This window comes from Pseudorhodobacter antarcticus (assembly GCF_900110135.1).
Lineage (GTDB): Bacteria > Pseudomonadota > Alphaproteobacteria > Rhodobacterales > Rhodobacteraceae > Pseudorhodobacter > Pseudorhodobacter antarcticus.
Genome location: NZ_FOCO01000012.1, coordinates 24539 through 38243, shown reverse-complemented (window position 1 = coordinate 38243; position 13705 = coordinate 24539). Strand labels below are relative to the sequence as shown.

Here is a 13705-nt window from a genome sequence, read left to right as displayed (position 1 = left end):
GGGTGCAAACCCACCGCCCCTTCAATATAATTCCCAATCATCCTCATCCTTGGCGCGCCCAATCGCGGTCCAATCTGCACGCACCCGCGCCACCTGCGTATCGCCCCAAGTTTTGAACACCAAATGAAACCCCTCTGCCGTGATCGCCTCGGCCGACAGATCGGCGCGGGAATTGGTTTTTTGGTCCATATCCCACATCGACAGCGACACCGTCACAACCGGGGCTGCCACATAGGCCTCAGGGAATTTGACAATATGGCGGCTTTCGCGCGGCCCCTGCCCGGTCCACATCACGCCCCCATCGGCAAAATCGGAAAACATGACCCTAGAGCCTTGCTGTATCCCGATGGTCTGCGCCGAAAATCGCTTCATCTGTAAATATCCCGATCCATTCGTGCCCCATCGCGCGCACCTGCAAAGGCAAGCGCCAACATCCCGCGCCCCGCGCCCCGCGCCAATGAGGAAAGACGCAAATTAGTAGTCAACCTAGCGTGTAATCAAGGCAAAATTTGGAAAACCCACGCCATTCCCTGCGCCAGACATGAAAAAGGCCCCGAAATCATCGGGGCCTATTACGCAAATACCGGAAAAGATCAGTGCGCTTGATGCTGGCGCAAGGCCATCATGTCTTGCACCAATTTTTCCGCCATGTCTTTGTCATCGGGCAGCGCCATCGACGCCAGCTCGCGCGCTTGGTCAATCATTCCGTCCAGCACAGTCCCCGAAAGGTCCTCCACCGGCACGGCCTGTTCGGCCAAAACCGACACGCCCGCCGCTGTGATTTCGGCAAAACCGCCGGTCACCGCAAAGGCCAGTGTTTTATCCGTGCCAACCGCTTTCAAAATCCCGGGCCGCAGCGTGGTGATGGTGGGGGTGTGCCCCTCCATCGCCGTCATATCGCCATCGGCCCCTGGAATCTGCACCTCAACCGCCTGAAATGACGCGAGCCGCTTTTCGGGTGACACAAGGTCAAATTGCAAAGTCGCGGCCATATCGCCCCCTTATGCCGCTGCGGCAGCAAGACGCTGCGCTTTGGCGATCACTTCATCAATGCCGCCAACCATATAGAAGGCTGCTTCGGGCAGGTGGTCATATTCACCGGCCACAACCGCTTTGAACGACGCAATCGTGTCTTCCAAAGGCACCTGTTTGCCGTCTGCACCGGTAAAGATTTTTGCGACGTCAAACGGCTGGCTCAGGAAACGCTCAATCTTGCGCGCGCGGGCCACGGCCACTTTGTCATCTTCTGAGAGTTCGTCCATGCCCAAAATCGCGATGATATCCTGCAACGACTTATAGCGCTGCAAAATCTGCTGCACTGAAGTCGCCACCGAATAATGCTCATCCCCGATGATCAACGGGTCCAGCAAGCGCGAGGTGGAACCCAAGGGGTCCACAGCCGGATAAATCCCCTTTTCCGAGATCGAACGGTCCAGAACGGTCGTCGCGTCCAAGTGCGCGAACGATGTCGCAGGCGCCGGGTCGGTCAAGTCATCTGCGGGAACATACACGGCCTGCACGGAGGTAATGGAGCCGTTTTTGGTCGATGTAATGCGTTCCTGCATCGCGCCCATGTCGGTTGCCAGCGTTGGCTGATAGCCCACAGCGGAGGGGATACGACCCAAAAGTGCCGACACTTCCGAACCCGCTTGGGTAAAGCGGAAGATGTTGTCCACAAAGAACAAAACGTCCGAACCGGTTTCGTCACGGAACTGTTCTGCCAGCGTCAAACCCGACAGGGCCACACGCATACGCGCGCCCGGAGGCTCGTTCATCTGGCCATAAACCAGCGCGATTTTCGACTTTTCCAGATCATCCAAGTTGATAACGCCGGATTCGATCATCTCGTGATACAAATCGTTGCCTTCACGGGTACGCTCGCCCACGCCCGCAAACACCGACACGCCAGAGTGGACTTTGGCGATGTTGTTGATCAATTCCATGATCAAAACTGTTTTGCCCACGCCCGCGCCGCCGAACAGACCAATTTTGCCGCCCTTGGTGTAAGGGGCCAAAAGGTCGATCACTTTGATGCCCGTAACCAGAATTTCGGTCGCGGTGGATTGGTCGGCAAAGCTTGGCGCCTCGCCGTGGATAGACCGCTTTGCCTTGGACAAAACAGGACCACGTTCGTCAATCGGGTCGCCCGTGACGTTCATAATCCGGCCCAAGGTGCCCATGCCAACTGGCACGGAAATTGGCGCGCCGGTGTCAGACACCGCTTCGCCACGCACCAAACCCTCAGTGGCGTCCATCGCAATGGCGCGCACGGTGCTTTCGCCAAGGTGCTGCGCAACCTCAAGGATCAGTTTCTTGCCGTTGTTGCTTGTCTCAAGTGCGTTCAGAATGGCCGGCAGGTCACCCTCAAACTGCACGTCCACGACAGCGCCGATTACCTGCGTAATCTTGCCAGCTGCTTTTGGTGCTTTCGCCATGTCAATTCTCCGTTAAGCGGGTCAAAGCGCCTCAGCGCCCGAGATGATTTCGATAAGTTCTTTGGTGATCGCAGCCTGACGCGAGCGGTTGTAGATCGTCGTGTATTTGTCGATCATGTCGCCTGCGTTGCGCGTTGCGTTGTCCATCGCGCTCATCCGGGCCCCTTGTTCGGAGGCCCCGTTTTCCAACAGCGCGGTAAACACTTGCGTGGCCACACCGCGCGGCAACAGGTCGGCAAGGATGCCTTCCTCGGACGGCTCATAATCATACAGCGCAGTTGTGGTATCCTCCACCGCCTCAAACTTGGCGGGGATGACTTGCTGCGCCGTTGGCACCTGCGCAATCACCGATTGGAAGCGGTTGAAGAACAACGTCGCCACATCAAATTCGCCCGCATCAAAGCGCTGCAAAATATCCTTGGCAATCGCTTGCGCCTGCACATAACCGACGCGCTTCACCTCTGACAAATCGACATGGCCCACAAAATGCGCCGCAAAATCGCGCTTCAACTGCTCGCGGCCTTTTTTGCCCACGGTCAGAATTTTCACGGTTTTACCTTGGCCCAGCAGCGCGTTAATCCGCACCCGTGCAAGGCGCACTATGGTAGAGTTGAACCCGCCACAAAGCCCACGCTCTGCGGTCATCACAACCAACAGATGCACTTTGTTGCTCCCCGTCCCGGCCAACAGCCGGGGCGCGCTTGTCGATCCACCAACCGATGCCGAAAGCCCCGCCATCACGGCATTCATCCGTTCAGCATAGGGGCGTCCAGCCTCGGCCGCTTCTTGCGCGCGGCGCAATTTCGCCGCGGCAACCATCTGCATGGCCTTGGTGATTTTCCGAGTATTCTTGATACTCGTGATCTTGTTTTTTAAGTCCTTTAGGCTCGGCATTGACCTACCCCTTTAGGCGAAATCTTTGGCGTATGCGTTCAGCGCGGCCTTGATTTTATCCTCAAGCTCGCCCTTCACCTTGCGGTCATTGTTGGTGATATCGGCCAACAAATCAGCGTGGTTGCTGCGCAAGTGCTTCAACAGACCGGCCTCATAACGGCCAACCTCTTTTACCGGGATCTTGTCCAGATAGCCCTTGGTGCCCGCAAAGATCACGCAAACAATTTCCGAACCCGTCAGGGGCGAATACTGTGGCTGCTTCATCAATTCGGTCAAACGCGCACCACGGTTCAGCAACTGCTGGGTGGAGGCGTCCAAATCGGACCCAAACTGCGCAAACGCCGCCATTTCGCGGTACTGCGCCAACTCCAGTTTCACCGGGCCAGCGACCGATTTCATCGCATCTGTCTGCGCGGATGAACCAACACGAGACACCGACAAACCAGTGTTCACAGCCGGACGGATACCCTGATAGAACAATTCGGTTTCCAAAAAGATCTGACCATCGGTGATCGAAATCACGTTGGTTGGAATAAACGCGGAAACGTCCCCACCTTGGGTTTCAATGATTGGCAGCGCGGTCAACGACCCCGAACCATGCTCGGCGTTCAACTTCGACGACCGCTCCAACAGGCGGGAGTGGAGATAGAACACGTCGCCCGGATAAGCTTCGCGGCCCGGTGGGCGGCGCAACAACAGCGACATTTGACGATAAGACACGGCCTGCTTGGACAAATCATCATAAATGATCAGCGCATGGCGGCCGTTGTCACGGAAATGTTCCGCAATGGATGTCGCGGCATAAGGTGCCAAAAACTGCATCGGTGCTGGGTCAGAAGCGGTCGCGGCCACGACGATTGTATAGGCAATCGCGCCGGTTTCTTCCAGCTTCTTCACCAACTGCGCCACGGTGGAGCGTTTCTGCCCAATAGCCACATAGACGCAATACAGCTTTTTGCTTTCGTCGTCGCCGGCAGCCTTGTTATAGGACTGCTGGTTCAAAATTGTATCCAGCGCAATAGCGGTTTTGCCGGTCTGGCGGTCCCCAATGATCAGTTCGCGCTGGCCACGGCCAACCGGGATCATCGCGTCAACCGACTTCAGGCCAGTCGCCATCGGCTCATGCACCGACTGGCGAGGGATAATGCCGGGCGCTTTTACGTCCGCAATCGCGCGCTTGGTGGTGCCCAAGGGGCCTTTGCCATCAATCGGCGTGCCCAAACCATCAACCACACGGCCCAACAGCTCGTCGCCCACAGGCACGTCCACGATGGACTTGGTGCGCTTAACGGTGTCGCCTTCTTTGATCGAACGGTCATCGCCGAAAATAACGATACCGACGTTGTCCACTTCCAGGTTCAACGCCATGCCGCGAATCCCGCCTGGGAATTCGACCATTTCACCGGCCTGCACATTGTCCAACCCGTGAACGCGGGCAATCCCGTCGCCAACGCTCAGAACCCGGCCAACTTCGGCCACTTCGGCGTCTTGGCCAAAGTTTTTTATCTGGTCCTTCAGGATCGCAGAAATTTCAGCTGCTTGGATACCCATTTATCCGACCTCTTTCATTGCATTCTGGAGGGACGCGAGCTTTGCCTTGACCGACGTGTCGATCATAGTGGAGCCAAGCTTGACGATCAGACCGCCGATGAGGGATTCATCGACAGCGGTTTTCAGTTTCACATCCTTGCCCACGCTGGCTTTCAGCGTGGCGGCAAGGTCTTTGGCCTGTGCGGCAGACAGCTTGACGGCCGAAGTCACCTCAGCGGTCACCTCGCCCTTTTCAACACTGATCATGTCCTGCACGGATTTGGTCAGATAGGGCAACACGAACAAGCGGCGCTTGGACGCCATCAAGGACATCGTGTTGGCCATCAGGGACGACAGCCCCATCTTTTTGGCAATCGCGGCAATCGCGCGGGCCTGATCTTCGCGGGTGTAAACCGGCGAGGAAATCAGCGCTTTCAGGTCAGCAGATTGGGCCAATGCGGTGTCGAGCGCGTCAATATCGCCCTCCAACGCCTTCAAGCCTTTGCTTTCCTTCGCCAGCTCAAACAAAGCGGTGGCGTAGCGTGCGGCAATGCCGGAGGAGATCGAAGCTGGTTCTGACACGTCATCCCTTCCGAAATTAAACCCCAGATGCCTAACGATAAGGCACAAGGGCATTCTATGGCGCATACGGGGTGCATGCGTCTGAATTTCGATGCGGTGTAGCAGAGGCGGAAAATTGCTGCAACCGTCAACAAAGGGTAAAATGCGCGTGAGGGGCGCTAACATGCCGCAGTTATGCCGCAGCGCAGCTTTGCATCACTGGGCAACGGTGGGATAGGGCGCAAATCAACGGGTCCACGCCGCATTTGCCCGCATGTGCCACGTCAAAACCGCTTTGCTTCACCGCGCCACAGCACCTTGCGATTCTGCTCCGCCCGCCACGCGCGGCACTACGCCTGCGGTCTGCGTTACCCTTGGGCGGGGTGGGCCTGCCCGTCCTCCGCCGCACCCGTTTGCGCAGCATTTTGGCCCCCATCACGCGCCACCCCGTCCGGCATCGCAGGCGCGCGCAAAGCAGGTGAGCGCAAAGCAGGTTCGGGCGCGCCCTGCCCCAACCCTTCCAAAATCCGCAACGGTCGGCGCACCGCCGCCACCAACCCACTGCGCGAGGGCGGGCGCTGCTTGGACACCTCCACCATCAACGCACCACCCGCCAAAAACGGCGCGACCCTGCGCCCGTTGCGTTCAAAGAAATCCGATGTGCGCAACCAAAACGGATGCCCCGATGGCGGTGCAAACAGCGCGGATACGCTGTGTTCCACCGTCAAATCATGGCGTTTCAGCTGCGCCTCTAACTGCCCCATTGAATAAGGGCGGCCAAAGCCGAACGGCGTGCCATCGCGCCGCGCCCACAGCCCCGACCGGGACGGCACAATGAACAACGCCCGCCCGCCGGGGCCAAGCACGCGCACCACCTCGTCCAACACGTGCGACGGTTGTTCGGATGTTTCCAACCCATGCATCATGATCAAACGGTCCACGCTGCCCGTGGCCAGCGGCCATTGCGCCTCCTCCACCAACAGCGATACGTTTTCCATGCCCGCAGGCCAAGCCATCACGCCCTGCGGCGCGGGCATCAAGCCAATCACACGGCGCGCATCGGCCAGATAGGGGCGCATCAGCGGCACAGCAAACCCGTATCCCACCATGGTCTGACCCACCAAATTGCCCGCCCCTACAGGCCACATCCGCACCACGGCATCGCGAATGGCACGCTGCGCCACCCGGCCCAACTTGGTCCGATAGTAAAAGTTGCGAAGGTCCAGCACATCAAGATGCATTGCAAACAAAGCCTTTTTCGGGCGACACTGCCCGACCATACCAAACCTGACCTTACCAAACAAAGGGCAAAAGACCATGGCACTTGATCGTATGACCATTCCCTGCCTATCAGATAATTACGCCTATTTGATCCACAACCCCGCAACGGGCGATACCGCTTTGGTCGATGTGCCCGACGCCGCCCCCATTCTGGTTGCCCTTGATGCGCGTGGGTGGACCCTGACCGACGTTTTGCTGACCCACCACCACTGGGACCATATCGACGGGCTGCCCGACCTTTTGACCGGCCTTTCGCAAAAACCCCGCATCTGGGGCGCCGCCGCCGATGCCCACCGCCTGCCGTCCCTCGACCATGCCCTGCGCCCCGGCGATACGGTCCAAATTTGCGGCGAGCCCGTGCAAATCTTTGATATGCCCGGCCACACAATTGGCCATATCGCTTACCATTTTCCCCAGTCGAAACTGCTGTTTTCCGGCGACAGCCTGATGGTCATGGGCTGTGGCCGCTTGTTTGAAGGGACGCCGGCCCAAATGCACGCCGCAATCGCGCAAACCAACGCCCTGCCCGCCGATACGCTGCTGTGTTCCGGCCATGAATACGCCGCATCGAACATTCGCTTTGCCCTAACCCTTGATCCCGGCAATCCGCAGCTTATCTTGATTTCAGACAGGGTGCAGGATGGGCTGGCGAATGGCCAACCCTCTGTACCCACCACCTTGGCCCAAGAGCGTCAAACCAACCCGTTCTTGCGTGCCCACAACCCCGACATCAAGGCGCATCTGGCCATGCCAAACGCCGCTGACGTCGATGTTTTCGCTGAAATCCGGGCGCGCAAAGACAAATTCTAATGCCGCCCCCCAACATCCGATCACTTTTTCCCACATAGTCGCGCGAAACGCTAAATATTTGGAAAAAAGACTTGAAGCCGCCGAAATAAAACCGAACCTTAACCATATGAGGCCAAGGTCAGAACGGGCAGCCCGCCCCAACGGACCGCAGAACACGAGGAGCACTATACCGTGCCATCTTTTTCCACGACGCTTGAACAGGCAATCCACGGCGCTTTGGCCCTCGCCAACGCGCGTCGCCACGAACTCGCCACGCTGGAACATTTGCTTCTGGCCCTGATTGATGAACCCGACGCCGCGCGGGTGATGAAGGCTTGCACCGTCGATTTGACCGCGCTGCGCAAAACGCTGGTCGATTTCATCGACGACGACTTGTCCACCCTTGTGACCGATGTCGAAGGGTCCGAGGCGGTGCCCACCGCCGCCTTTCAACGCGTGATCCAGCGTGCCGCAATTCATGTGCAATCATCCGGTCGCAATGAGGTGACAGGCGCCAACGTGCTGGTCGCCATCTTTGCCGAACGCGAATCCAACGCGGCCTATTTCCTGCAAGAACAGGAAATGACCCGCTATGATGCCGTTAATTTTATCGCGCATGGCGTGGCCAAAGACCCCGCCTTTGGCGAGGCGCGCCCCGTCACGGGTGCCGAGGAAAACCAGCACGAAACCCCCAAAGGGGAGGCGGGCGATGCTAAAGATTCCGCCCTTTCCAAATACTGTGTCGATCTGAACGTCAAAGCGCTGAAAGGCGATGTGGACCCTCTGATCGGGCGCGAGGCAGAGGTGGAGCGTTGTATCCAAGTTCTGTGCCGCCGCCGCAAGAATAACCCCTTGTTGGTGGGCGACCCCGGCGTGGGCAAAACGGCAATTGCCGAAGGGTTGGCATGGAAAATTATCAACGGTCAAACCCCTGAAATCCTTTCTAAAACAACGATCTACAGTCTTGATATGGGTGCGCTGTTGGCAGGCACCCGCTATCGTGGTGATTTTGAAGAACGCCTGAAAGCGGTGGTAAAGGAGATGGAGGATCACCCAGACGCGGTCCTGTTCATCGACGAAATCCACACCATCATCGGTGCGGGGGCGACCTCGGGCGGTGCCATGGACGCGTCAAACCTGCTGAAACCTGCGTTGCAGGGCGGCAAACTGCGCACCATGGGCTCCACCACTTACAAGGAGTTCCGCCAGCATTTTGAAAAAGACCGCGCGCTGGCCCGTCGGTTCCAGAAAATCGACGTGAATGAACCCTCGATCCCCGACACCATCAAAATCTTGATGGGCCTGAAACCGCATTTCGAAGAACATCACGATCTGCGTTATACCGCCGATGCGATTAAGGTCGCGGTGGAACTTGCGGCGCGTTATATCAACGACCGCAAACTGCCAGACTCTGCGATCGACGTGATCGATGAGGCGGGCGCGGCCCAGCACCTGCTGACCGAGTCCAAACGCCGCAAAACCATCGGCACCAAAGAGATTGAGGCGGTGGTCGCCAAAATCGCCCGCATCCCCGCCAAAAACGTCTCCAAAGACGATTCCGAGGTGCTGCGCGGTTTGGAACAATCCCTAAAACGCGTGGTGTTCGGTCAGGACAAAGCGATTGAAGCGCTGGCCTCCGCGATCAAACTCGCCCGCGCAGGCCTGCGCGAGCCGGAAAAACCCATTGGCAACTATTTGTTCGCCGGGCCAACGGGCGTGGGCAAAACTGAGGTCGCCAAACAACTCGCCAACACCCTTGGCGTGGAACTGTTGCGGTTTGACATGTCGGAATACATGGAAAAACACGCGGTGTCCCGTCTTATCGGTGCGCCTCCCGGCTATGTCGGTTTTGACCAAGGCGGCATGTTGACCGATGGCATCGATCAGCATCCACATTGCGTCTTGCTGCTGGATGAAATGGAAAAGGCGCATCCGGATGTCTACAACATCTTGTTGCAGGTCATGGACCATGGCAAACTGACTGACCACAATGGTCGCTCCGTCGATTTCCGCAATGTCATCCTCATCATGACCTCGAACGCGGGTGCGATGGAACAGTCCAAATCCGCCATCGGCTTTGGCCGCGACCGCCGCACGGGTGAAGATACCGCAGCGATTGAACGGACATTCACGCCCGAATTTCGCAACCGCCTTGATGCGGTGATCAGCTTCGCGCCCTTGGGCCGTGGCATCATCCGCCAAGTCGTCGAAAAATTCGTGCTGCAGCTGGAAGCGCAGCTGATGGACCGCAACGTCCATATCGAAATGACCGATGAGGCGGCGAATTGGTTGGGTGAAAAGGGCTATGATGATAAAATGGGCGCGCGCCCCCTTGGCCGCGTGATCCAAGAATACATCAAAAAACCGTTGGCCGAGGAGTTGTTGTTTGGCAAACTTGTCAAAGGTGGCTTGGTAAAGGTCGGCGTCAAAGACGACAAAATCGACATCACTTGTGAAGAGCCCAGCAAACTGCGCATCGCAGGCAAGAAAATCCCCCTGCTCACCGCAGAATAAAGGCGCATGAAAACGCTTGCTTTCCTTCTTTTGGCCCCTGCGCAAGCGGGGGCCTTTACTTTAACATTTCCGGTTGATTGCACGCTGAACCAAACCTGTTTCATCCAGCAATTCAACGACCGCGACCCCACGCCCAACGCCACCGATTTCACCTGCGGCCCCCTCAGCTATGATGGCCACAAAGGCACCGATTTCGCGGTCCCCACGCTGCAAGATATGGCAAACGGCGTCGCCGTCCTTGCCGCAGCGCCGGGTCAAGTCCGCGCCATCCGCGACGATATGGATGATATCGCCAGCAACGCGCCCAACGCCCCTGACATTTCAAACCGCGAATGTGGCAACGCCGTTGTCATCACCCACGACGGCAGCTGGAAAACCCAATATTGCCACCTCAAACGCGGCAGCGTTACCGTCAAACCCGGCCAAACCGTCACGCCGGGCACCCCCTTGGGTCAAATTGGGCTGTCGGGCAACACCGAATTTCCGCATCTTCACCTTTCGGTCCGCCAAAACGGCCAAGTCATCGACCCGTTTTCCCCCGGCGACACCGCCACCTGCAACGCGCCCGCACCCGGCCTTTGGTCCCCCGCCCTGCCCTACCAACCCGGCGGGCTGATCGACGCAGGGTTCGCCAGCGCTGTCCCCAGCTTTGACGCTGTGAAATCCGGCACCGCCGCCGCGCCATCCCTGCCCAAAACGGCCCCAGCTTTGGTCATCTGGACACATATTTTCGGCCCCCGCGCGGGGGATACGCTGACCTTCACCCTGACCGGGCCCAAAGGTCGCATTTTACAAGAAACACTGAACATCGACCGCACCCAAGCCCGCGCCATGCGCGCCGTCGGCAAACGTTTGCGCGCTGCCGCTTGGCCCCCCGGCACCTACACAGGGTCGGCCACGCTGACCCGCGCAAACCAAATGATCGGCGATAAAAGGGTCACTTTGAACATCGCGCCCTAATCTGCGCGCACCGCCTATCTCTCGGTCAATTTCAACTCAATCCGCCGGTTTTGCGCCCGCGCCGCCTCGGAATTGCCCGCCGCCACTGGCTGCCATTCCCCAAACCCCGTCGCCGCCATCCGGTCGGGCGGAAAGCCCAGGTCATCCTGCATGAACCGCACCACGGACAAGGCCCGCGCTTGGCTCAACTCCCAGTTGTCGCCAAACGTCCCCGCACCCGACAGCGGCACGTTATCGGTGTGCCCATCCACCCGAATAATCCAATCAATCTCTGCCGGAATCTCGCCCGAGATTTCTTTCAACGTCGCCACCACCCCCGCAATTTGCCGCCGCCCCTCGGGTGCCAGATCGGCCGACCCCGGCTGAAACAGCACCTCAGACGAAAACACAAAACGGTCGCCCACAATCCGCACCCCGTCGCGCCCCGCCAACAGTTGCCGCAACTGCCCAAAAAACTCTGATCGGAAGGTTTCCAGCGTTTTCGCCTCCGCCTCCAGCCGCACCCGCTCCGCCGCTTCCATTTCCGCGCGGCGTTTTTGCTCCGCCGCCACTTGCGCCAATGCGACGTTCAACTGCGTGCCCAGCGCATCCACCCGAATATTCGCATCCGCATCCCGCACCGCAGATGCATCCAGCAAACCCTGCAAATTCCCCAATTGTCCACGCAACGCCGCAATTTGTTCGTTCAACAGCGCCATACGCCGCGCCGCCTCCGCGCTTTGCGCCTCCTCTTGCGCCAAGGCTGCCCGCGCCGTGGCCAGCACCGCATCGCGCCCGGTCAACTCTGCCGCCGCTTGGGTTTGCGCCGCCGCAAGCAAGGTCAGCGTCTCCTCAGCCCGCTTGCGCTGCGCTTCCAAATTCATCGTCATTGCGGTCAATTCAGTACCCGCCGCCGCCAACCGCGCGCGCAATGCCTGCGCCGCCGCCAGTTCCACCAGCCGTGCCGCCTCCGCCGCGTCAAGCTGCCCCGTCAACTCCGCCGCCACCGCTTCCGACTGCTGCAGCGCCGCCAGACTTTGCGCCAGTGACACCTCGCCTGCCGCCGCATCGCGCCGCAAATCGGCCACCAGCGCTTCAAACGCCGCTGTCTTTGCCGCCTCCAACCGCGCCGCCGCTTCCAAATCGGTTTCCAATGTCGCGACCTGCCCCAGCGCCGCGTCCCGCGCCGCCAGCAACCCCGCCACTTGTGCTTCAAAATCCGCAACCCGCGCCGCCGCATCGGCTTGGGTGGCCAGCAACGTCGCGTTCAGTGCGCCCAAATCATCGGCCAGCCCATCGGCGCGCGCCTGTTCCAACCCCAGCGCATCCGCCAACCCCGCGACCTGCGCCGACAAGCTGTTCAATTCCGAACCTTGGCTGTCGATGGTTTCGCGCAGTACTGATTGCACGATCATGAAAATCGACAAAACGAACATCAGCACCAGCAGCAAAGCGGTCATCGCATCGACAAACCCGGGCCAAATCGCCCCGCTCATCCGCTGCCCACCCCGCCGAGAAAGCGCCATGCCCTACCCCTTGCCCCCGGGGCTGCGCGACAATTGCCGCACCGCATTGGTCACGCCCGCCAGATCGGCGCGCAAATCTTGCATGCTTTCTTGGCGTCCCGCCACGATTTCTTCCAAAATCCGCAACAGTTGCACGTCGATCGACCGCAGGCGCATCCGGCTTTCCGCCTCTGGCCCCTCCGTCGCTGCGCGGTCCTGCCCGTCCGCGATCCGCGTCAACAGCGCGGTTTGCGCCGCCGCCAGCTCTGCCAATCGGTCCTGAATATGCGCATCCGCCTGCACTTGCGTCGCCAAACCCTGCACCGCCTCGCCCAGCAAACCCAACCGATCATCCGCCAAACTGCGCGACACATCGGCCTGCACAAACAGGTTTTGCAGCGTTTCCAATTGCCGCGCCACTTGGTCCATCACCCCACCAAGGCCCGCCATATCGCCGCCATCGCCGTCGCCCGCACCATCCCCGTTGGAAAACCCCAACCGCGTGATCGACGACAGCCATTCCTCCAACTCGCGGTAAAACCGGTTCTGGCCGTGGCTGGCAAACAGCTCCAGCATCCCCACCACCAGCGACCCGGCAAGACCCAAAAGTGAGGATGAAAACGCCGTGCCCATACCGCCCAGCTGCGCCTCCAGCCCGCCCATCAGCTTGTCAAACACCTGCATCCCCGTCTCGCCCTCTTGCGGGGCAAGACTGCGAATGGTTTCGACCACGGCGGGCACAGTGGTCGCAAGCCCGTAAAACGTTCCCAAAAGCCCAAGGAAAACCAACAGGTTAACCAAATACCGCGTAATATCACGCGCTTCATCAATCCGTGTCGCAACGGAATCTTGGATTGACCGGGCCGAAGATGCCGAAATCCGCATCCTTGCCCCCCGGCTGCGCAAAAGTGCGGCCAAAGGGGCCAACAGGCGCGGCGGTTGCGCCCCCGCATCCGACCCTTCGGGCGAAAATTCCACAATCCAGCGCACGGATTGCGACAGTTGCAGCACTTGCCAAAAACATGACAGCACGCCGATGAAAAACACAAAAACGATGAACCCATTCAGCCAGATATTGGCCAAAAATATCCCCGACAATTGCCCCCAGGCGAAAAACGCCCCGACAACCACCAAAATAATCACCGCCAGCATCATCACAATCTGGCGAATGGGTTGGGTGAACGACAGCTCTGCCTCGGTTGTGGTCTTTTCCATGCGACCCTTCTGGTTTGCTTGACCTGTAGCTTAGGCGCAGAC

The 13705-nt window shown here is 59.0% G+C and carries 12 protein-coding genes; 3 read left to right on the top strand and 9 right to left on the bottom strand.

Translation table 11 applies throughout. The annotated features are described in order from the left end of the window. Nucleotides 1–21: 21 nt before the first annotated feature. The 7 genes from BMY36_RS08030 to BMY36_RS08000 form a co-directional block, all read right to left on the bottom strand. Nucleotides 22–372, bottom strand: a complete 351-nt coding sequence (locus BMY36_RS08030; protein ID WP_050518642.1) for an H-type lectin domain-containing protein — start codon at nt 370–372, stop codon at nt 22–24. A gap of 221 nt (nt 373–593) precedes the next feature. Continuing rightward, on the bottom strand, nt 594–992 hold the full coding sequence (locus BMY36_RS08025; protein WP_050518643.1) for a F0F1 ATP synthase subunit epsilon: 399 nt from the start codon (nt 990–992) through the stop codon (nt 594–596). A 9-nt stretch (nt 993–1001) separates the two neighbouring features. Next, a complete protein-coding gene (gene atpD / locus BMY36_RS08020; protein WP_050518644.1) occupies nt 1002–2435 on the bottom strand; it encodes a F0F1 ATP synthase subunit beta in 1434 nt (477 codons plus the stop codon). 21 nt (nt 2436–2456) lie between these two features. Next, nucleotides 2457–3329 (bottom strand): F0F1 ATP synthase subunit gamma, encoded by an 873-nt coding sequence (locus tag BMY36_RS08015; RefSeq protein WP_050518645.1) that lies wholly within the window; start codon nt 3327–3329, stop codon nt 2457–2459. Nucleotides 3330–3341: 12 nt separating this feature from the next. Beyond that, the gene (gene atpA, locus BMY36_RS08010) at nt 3342–4880 is read right to left on the bottom strand and encodes a F0F1 ATP synthase subunit alpha (RefSeq protein ID WP_050518646.1); all 1539 of its coding nucleotides are present in this window, start codon (nt 4878–4880) and stop codon (nt 3342–3344) included. Beyond that, nucleotides 4881–5441, bottom strand: coding sequence for a F0F1 ATP synthase subunit delta (locus BMY36_RS08005; protein WP_050518696.1), 561 nt, complete (start codon nt 5439–5441; stop codon nt 4881–4883). A 347-nt stretch (nt 5442–5788) separates the two neighbouring features. Beyond that, nucleotides 5789–6661, bottom strand: a complete 873-nt coding sequence (locus BMY36_RS08000) for a methyltransferase domain-containing protein (protein WP_082224770.1) — start codon at nt 6659–6661, stop codon at nt 5789–5791. 76 nt (nt 6662–6737) lie between these two features. Here BMY36_RS08000 and gloB point away from each other — a divergent pair, with 76 nt between their 5' ends. From gloB to BMY36_RS07985, 3 genes are all read left to right on the top strand, one after another. Continuing rightward, nucleotides 6738–7511, top strand: a complete 774-nt coding sequence (gene gloB, locus BMY36_RS07995) for a hydroxyacylglutathione hydrolase (protein WP_050518647.1) — start codon at nt 6738–6740, stop codon at nt 7509–7511. Nucleotides 7512–7682: 171 nt separating this feature from the next. Then, nucleotides 7683–10004 carry an ATP-dependent Clp protease ATP-binding subunit ClpA gene (gene clpA, locus BMY36_RS07990; protein WP_050518648.1) on the top strand — a complete coding sequence of 774 codons (2322 nt, stop codon included), beginning with the start codon at nt 7683–7685 and terminating at the stop codon, nt 10002–10004. Between the two features lie 6 nt (nt 10005–10010). Continuing rightward, nucleotides 10011–10964 carry a M23 family metallopeptidase gene (locus BMY36_RS07985; protein ID WP_050518649.1) on the top strand — a complete coding sequence of 318 codons (954 nt, stop codon included), beginning with the start codon at nt 10011–10013 and terminating at the stop codon, nt 10962–10964. A 14-nt stretch (nt 10965–10978) separates the two neighbouring features. Here BMY36_RS07985 and BMY36_RS07980 read toward each other — a convergent pair whose 3' ends face one another. Both BMY36_RS07980 and BMY36_RS07975 read right to left on the bottom strand, forming a co-directional pair. Next, on the bottom strand, nt 10979–12469 hold the full coding sequence (locus tag BMY36_RS07980) for a peptidoglycan -binding protein (RefSeq protein ID WP_050518650.1): 1491 nt from the start codon (nt 12467–12469) through the stop codon (nt 10979–10981). Between the two features lie 3 nt (nt 12470–12472). Continuing rightward, nucleotides 12473–13663, bottom strand: a complete 1191-nt coding sequence (locus tag BMY36_RS07975) for a GPO family capsid scaffolding protein (RefSeq protein WP_050518651.1) — start codon at nt 13661–13663, stop codon at nt 12473–12475. Nucleotides 13664–13705: the final 42 nt, after the last annotated feature.

Bases quoted from the DNA above. Each gene is read 5' to 3' on its own strand.
- BMY36_RS08030 (WP_050518642.1), bottom strand. From the start codon at position 372: ATGAAGCGATTTTCGGCGCAGACCATCGGGATACAGCAAGGCTCTAGG.
- BMY36_RS08025 (WP_050518643.1), bottom strand. From the start codon at position 992: ATGGCCGCGACTTTGCAATTTGACCTTGTGTCACCCGAAAAGCGGCTC.
- atpD (WP_050518644.1), bottom strand. From the start codon at position 2,435: ATGGCGAAAGCACCAAAAGCAGCTGGCAAGATTACGCAGGTAATCGGC.
- BMY36_RS08015 (WP_050518645.1), bottom strand. From the start codon at position 3,329: ATGCCGAGCCTAAAGGACTTAAAAAACAAGATCACGAGTATCAAGAAT.
- atpA (WP_050518646.1), bottom strand. From the start codon at position 4,880: ATGGGTATCCAAGCAGCTGAAATTTCTGCGATCCTGAAGGACCAGATA.
- BMY36_RS08000 (WP_082224770.1), bottom strand. From the start codon at position 6,661: ATGCATCTTGATGTGCTGGACCTTCGCAACTTTTACTATCGGACCAAG.
- gloB (WP_050518647.1), top strand. From the start codon at position 6,738: ATGGCACTTGATCGTATGACCATTCCCTGCCTATCAGATAATTACGCC.
- BMY36_RS07985 (WP_050518649.1), top strand. From the start codon at position 10,011: ATGAAAACGCTTGCTTTCCTTCTTTTGGCCCCTGCGCAAGCGGGGGCC.
- BMY36_RS07980 (WP_050518650.1), bottom strand. From the start codon at position 12,469: ATGGCGCTTTCTCGGCGGGGTGGGCAGCGGATGAGCGGGGCGATTTGG.
- BMY36_RS07975 (WP_050518651.1), bottom strand. From the start codon at position 13,663: ATGGAAAAGACCACAACCGAGGCAGAGCTGTCGTTCACCCAACCCATT.